Below are 5,235 nucleotides of genomic sequence, written 5' to 3'. Positions count from 1 at the left end.
CTATAAACGGTTCCAAAAACGACTCAACCATCGAGCTCCGATAGAATATCGAATCTCGATGGCTGCTTAGTCTTTTTCATACTGTCTACTTGACAGGGGTAAGACCACACTTTTGATAGTCTCTTTTTGTTGTCATTATTATTTCGTTTCACCATCGCCTTGCTGTGCATCAAACGTCCAAGTTAATTGTAACTTATCGCCTTGGAATTCATTTTGGTCTTTTTTATTATCAACGAATTCAAATTTCACTTTGAATTTATCAGATTTACCTGCAGAAATACCTTTTTCATCCCAGAACCAAGCAGCTAAATCATTATTTACTGCTGTAAGTGTATCACCCTTCAATTTATCTAATGTAGTTTCTTTCACAATCGTCTCATGCTTATCTACATTTTTTAAGAATGTTACTTTAATATGTTTACCAAAATCATCTTTATTATCTTTCTTCGTATCTTCTACATTATAGTCTGTTTTTAATAGAACCTTTTTAATATCTAAAGAGCCTTTATTTTCTAGTTTAAATTCTTTTTCAATTGTATCACCAGGTTTTAAATTCGATACATTAACAACTGTTGATGGATTTAATGATAAATCAAGCGTACCAGCCGCAAATGTATTATTTGACACTTCTTTATCGCTAAAGAATGCAAATGTTCCTCCACCAACTAATGCTGCTCCTAATACTGCTGATGCGATACCCATTCCTAATTTTTTCTTTAAAGTCATGTCCATATCCCCTTAATATATATATATTTGTTAACTTCCTAAACGGAAAGTATAACCAAACGAACTAGACGGATTGTTCTACTTTTTTATCTTTCTTTTCTCCGTCAATGCTACGAATAGCGCCAAAAATAGAAATTGCGGAATAGCCAAGTAAAAAGACTCCAGGAATAATGAGAAGTAATGCTGCTCCCGCTTTTGAACTCGCATAATTCAGTCCATAACCAACGTATGGAACTGTAATATCTGCATACTTTCCAATTACATTCTCTGCAAGTACTGGTGCTAAATCTGGTCCGTTGTTGTTATCCCCTTTTGTTTCATACATTACTTTTCCATTTGTATCTTTCACACCGATAATACGGTGAGTGATAATTTTGTCATCTTTCTCTTTAAACGTAATAACATCACCTTTTTTATATTTAGAACCATCTTTCGTTGGCTCTATCGCAATGATTGATCCTGTTAAAAATGTTGGTTCCATCGATCCTGAAAGAACGCTCTTAAATTGATATCCCATCACTGTTGGATCCCCGCCACTCGCTTTTGAAGAAATAACTACAAAAGCTAAACAAACCATTACCGCAAATAAAACAAATGAGATAACGTTGCTAATCACCTTCCAAATTAATTTCATCGTCTCTCTCCCTCTCCGTTGTTYTATGTTATTTGAAGTATACAATATTCATTTTAGTTCTCTAACAAGAACACAAGTAAATAATATAACGAACGATTTGGAAATGCAATAAGAAAATTTACAATTATTAGTTAAATTATTTTTGAAATGCATACAAAAAAGACCGTGACAAAATCTCATCACGGTCTACTAGCAATTTATTTTTCTTCTGATTTCATCCCTTGGTTATTTCGGCGCAGCACTACATATAAAATCGCTCCAAATAATAAAATCGCACCTATTCCAACACTTATCACTTTCACATTCGATTCCTTTACTTCAGGTGCAACTGTATCTTTTTTAGGCATCGCAAAAGTAACATCTTCTTTTGAAAGAACATTTATAGTCTCAATCGTTTGATTATTCTTTATAATATCTACCGCACCAACTACTTCACCGCGATGAATTCCTTTTTGATACAAAGATTCTTTATCCACTGAATTAACCCGAAAAGCCGTTTTTATATTTTTCCCTTCATCTTTCTTTAGCATAAGCTCWGCACTTTTTTCYARCTCAGAATCAACATCTTTATTTAAATAYKTTGYCTTTTGRTGCCAACTATGTTTATCTAGYACMGTTTGYTTCGTAAATTGCCCAAAAGAATATTCCGCCATCTGCTTYAAATCYTCATARATTTCAGGTCTTTGAGAAGCCATTACTACATTTATAATACGATTWCCATCYTTCTCATTTAATAAAACGAGCGTATTGCGTGCTTCATTCGTAAATCCTGTCTTACCACCAATGCTATATGGATTTTCAAAATAAGTAGACTTATTAAAAATAGAAACTGTTTGCGWAGATGTCRTAACCGTCGTTCTTTTCGTATTCATCGCTTGTAAAATTTCAGGATACTTTTGCACACCTCTCGTAATCATGGCCATATCATATGGCGTCGTATAATGATTTGGATCATGCAATCCATTTGGCGTTACAAAATGACTATCTTTAGCCCCTAATTGCTTCGCCCTTTCATTCATCATATTGGCGAAGTTTTCAACACTTCCTCCAATATGCTCCGCAATCGCATACGACACATCATTCGCACTCAGCACCATTAAAATCATAAGTGCAGTATTTCTATTMATAGTCTCACCAGGKTGAAACTCAATTTGATAATTACTCTTCTCYTGATCTAATGCTAATTGYGAAAAYGTAAATTGATCCTCTGGCTTCGTATGCTCCATMAGTAAAATYGCCGTTAACACTTTCGTYATACTAGCSGGRAACGCACGATGATGTGCATTTTTGTCRTACAACAYATCYCCTGTTTTCGCATCAATCGTAGYYGCAAACTGACTAAAAACATTCGGCCCTTCCGCWGGTGGWGGTGCCACTTGCTCCGGATTYACTCCAATATTCGTCTCAGCATATAACGTCATAGGTGTCAAAAAAAATAAACAAATAACCATAACAAAAACCGAAATTTTCTTAAAATTTACCATATGACTCTCCCTTTTCCCTTTACTTTCACATTCTATAAAATACCTCTACCAACCTATATGTAATTTGTATTAATTTGGAAGAATATTCACTTTTTTTACTATATCACACTTTTACGATTAGGAACATAAATATACAACAAAAAATAAGAAGGAATTACTCTTTCTTATCCTTCTCATCAATCAACGAATCTATTAACTTTTGCCCAGCTTCTTCGGGCGTAATCTCGTCCGTCATACCCATAAACGACCAACCTTTAGAATCGACCCACTCAACGAACTCTTGTAAAAACTCATCATGCGTCACATCCACATCAAGAATCGAACCATCAATTGAAATCGTTCTATTTCTAGACACACGCATCTTAAACGTTTTTCTTACCATTACAATTATTCTCCCTCTACTCCTGAATATTTATAAATATCTTGTACTTCTTTTATACATGATTTCTTAAAAATTGTAAAAAGGATATATTGGCCAATTTGCATATTAAAAATGAAAATCTCTTATTATATAACCCTCACACTACATTCATTTAGTCATAAATTGCGGAATACATCCATATAAAAAAACAAACCAACTTATATTCTATCACACTAAATACACTTGACTTTAGTACAATCAAATGGAATATATTAGAAAACACCTTAAAATGAGGAGGAACTCCATGGCGCGTTGTACATATTGTAAAACGAAGTGGAAAGTAAAAGATGTATGGTCGATACTCGTGACATTTGAAAAAGATTGTCCGTATTGTTTCGGAAGGCAATATCTATCAAAGAAAACATTGAACGCTATGCAGAACTTATAAGCTTACCTTTACACTTCTTATTCCCTTTTCTTGTTGAYTTAAGCGATRAAGRTCCTTTGGATTGGTATCGGAAATCATAACACTTCAGCATCTTCTATTTATTAAATATAAAAACATACATACTAGTATACCTCTGAAATAAAACCTATTTTATATTGCACTACCTCTTTAAAAACTTACTACACAAAAACATTGTAAATTTTCAGTTAATTATATATAATTGCTTTAGCATAATTATTAAAGATGCTATTATATATAGCATTTTTGAAGATCCCGTAGCTCAGCAGGGAGAGCGCCACCTTGACAGGGTGGAGGTCGCTGGTTCGAACCCAGTCGGGATCATATGAGAAACCCCTTGATAGTCACGGGGCTTTCTTTATGTAGCAAATCAATATATTATTTTTATAATAAATTTTTTATATACTGTTCAAGATTTGATCAATAGCTCTCTTTTGGTTAACGATTAATTTTTCATATGAAAATAGACTTATGATTTTAAATCTCTTATTAGATTTGAGTCAATATTTTAGACAAAAAAATTCAATCTAAGCTAGCTTTATTTTATTTGATTTACTTCTATTTATAATATCGTTCACCGTGATATAGCAAAGTGCGATTCTAAACTTGTAATATTCAACATGTCTTCAAAAAGCAATAAATATATCCACTTCTTTCAACTTATATTATTTCGATTGAAACATTGCGTAAGATTCTGTGAAACTTCCAGTTCATCAATCGCTAATATTATATTTATACCATTTCCCCTACTTCTTTTCCTCAATTTTTGAGAAAGACATAAATTATATCACTCATAGCTCTGCGTTGTTCACCAGAACTCAATTCTTCACTCTCTTCTTGGGAGCTTTTTAAAGTTTTCTTTAAAAAATAGCCTAATACAATAATTTATATATAAAAATTATTGTAACAACAAAAAACTACATAGATTAACTATGTAGTCTTTTTAAATATGAATAAGCCAATCTTATTTTTTCCCTAACTTGATTGCCCTTTTGATATTACTAAATGCGCCTTTACCATATAATAATACGCCACCGCGGTAAACACGACTCGTTAAACCAATCATCATACATATTGTTGCGATTAGAATCGCTAATGCAAGCGCAATCTCCCATACTGGGATATTGAGGAATCCAATTCGAACGAGCATAACAATAGGAGTAAAGAAAGGTATATAACTAGTAATGGTAACAACCGTGCTACTTGGATTTGACATTCCATAAAGTGCGATATATAAAGCAGCAATTAACATAAATGTTAACGGCATAACAGCTTGAGAAGATTCCTCTATACGACTAATAATAGAGCCGAGTAGACAAGATAATGAGCCATATAATAAGAATCCTAATGTGAAGAATAGAATCCCATACACCACTAAAGTAGGAGCAATAGAATTAAAATCAATACTGTTTAAAATATCATTTTCCGAATCATTAACTGATGTTTTATACCCAACAGTTGCGACCAAACACCAAATTATGATTTGCGTAATACCTGCTGATAATGTTGAAAATAGCTTCGCATATAAATGTTTGGTAGGCGAAATACTTGAAACAACTAACTC

At 33.0% G+C, this 5,235-nt stretch carries 5 protein-coding genes, 1 tRNA gene and 1 pseudogene; 2 read left to right on the top strand and 5 right to left on the bottom strand.

From position 1 onward, the window contains the following. Nucleotides 1–138 precede the first annotated feature (138 nt). From AC1DJR_RS16460 to AC1DJR_RS16445, 4 genes are all read right to left on the bottom strand, one after another. Entirely contained in the window at nt 139–726 is a 588-nt protein-coding gene (locus tag AC1DJR_RS16460) for a CalY family protein (RefSeq protein WP_000172837.1), read from the bottom strand. 64 nt (nt 727–790) lie between these two features. Then, nucleotides 791–1,360, bottom strand: a complete 570-nt coding sequence (gene sipW / locus AC1DJR_RS16455; protein WP_002064334.1) for a signal peptidase I SipW — start codon at nt 1,358–1,360, stop codon at nt 791–793. Between the two features lie 197 nt (nt 1,361–1,557). Then, complete coding sequence (locus tag AC1DJR_RS16450; protein WP_477003040.1) at nt 1,558–2,844, bottom strand: D-alanyl-D-alanine carboxypeptidase family protein; 1,287 nt, start codon at nt 2,842–2,844, stop codon at nt 1,558–1,560. A gap of 154 nt (nt 2,845–2,998) precedes the next feature. Beyond that, nucleotides 2,999–3,226, bottom strand: coding sequence for a hypothetical protein (locus tag AC1DJR_RS16445; RefSeq protein ID WP_002135051.1), 228 nt, complete (start codon nt 3,224–3,226; stop codon nt 2,999–3,001). 283 nt (nt 3,227–3,509) lie between these two features. Between AC1DJR_RS16445 and AC1DJR_RS16440 the strand changes: the two are divergent. After that, nucleotides 3,510–3,733: pseudogene (locus AC1DJR_RS16440) on the top strand (hypothetical protein). A 189-nt stretch (nt 3,734–3,922) separates the two neighbouring features. After that, a tRNA-Val gene (locus AC1DJR_RS16435) sits at nt 3,923–3,995 on the top strand. A gap of 640 nt (nt 3,996–4,635) precedes the next feature. On the opposite strand, the gene AC1DJR_RS16430 is transcribed toward AC1DJR_RS16435, so the two are convergent. After that, the coding region (locus AC1DJR_RS16430) for an ABC transporter permease (RefSeq protein WP_477003039.1) at nt 4,636–5,235 on the bottom strand (600 nt) is incomplete at its 5' end.

Source organism: Bacillus sp. 05T31 (assembly GCF_056396725.1).
Note: the sequence above shows the minus strand (reverse complement) of the source record. Positions and strands in the feature narration are given on the sequence as shown.

Coding starts and splice junctions, on each gene's coding strand:
- AC1DJR_RS16460 (WP_000172837.1), bottom strand. CDS start 726: ATGACTTTAAAGAAAAAATTAGGAATGGGTATCGCATCAGCAGTATTA.
- sipW (WP_002064334.1), bottom strand. CDS start 1,360: ATGAAATTAATTTGGAAGGTGATTAGCAACGTTATCTCATTTGTTTTA.
- AC1DJR_RS16445 (WP_002135051.1), bottom strand. CDS start 3,226: ATGGTAAGAAAAACGTTTAAGATGCGTGTGTCTAGAAATAGAACGATT.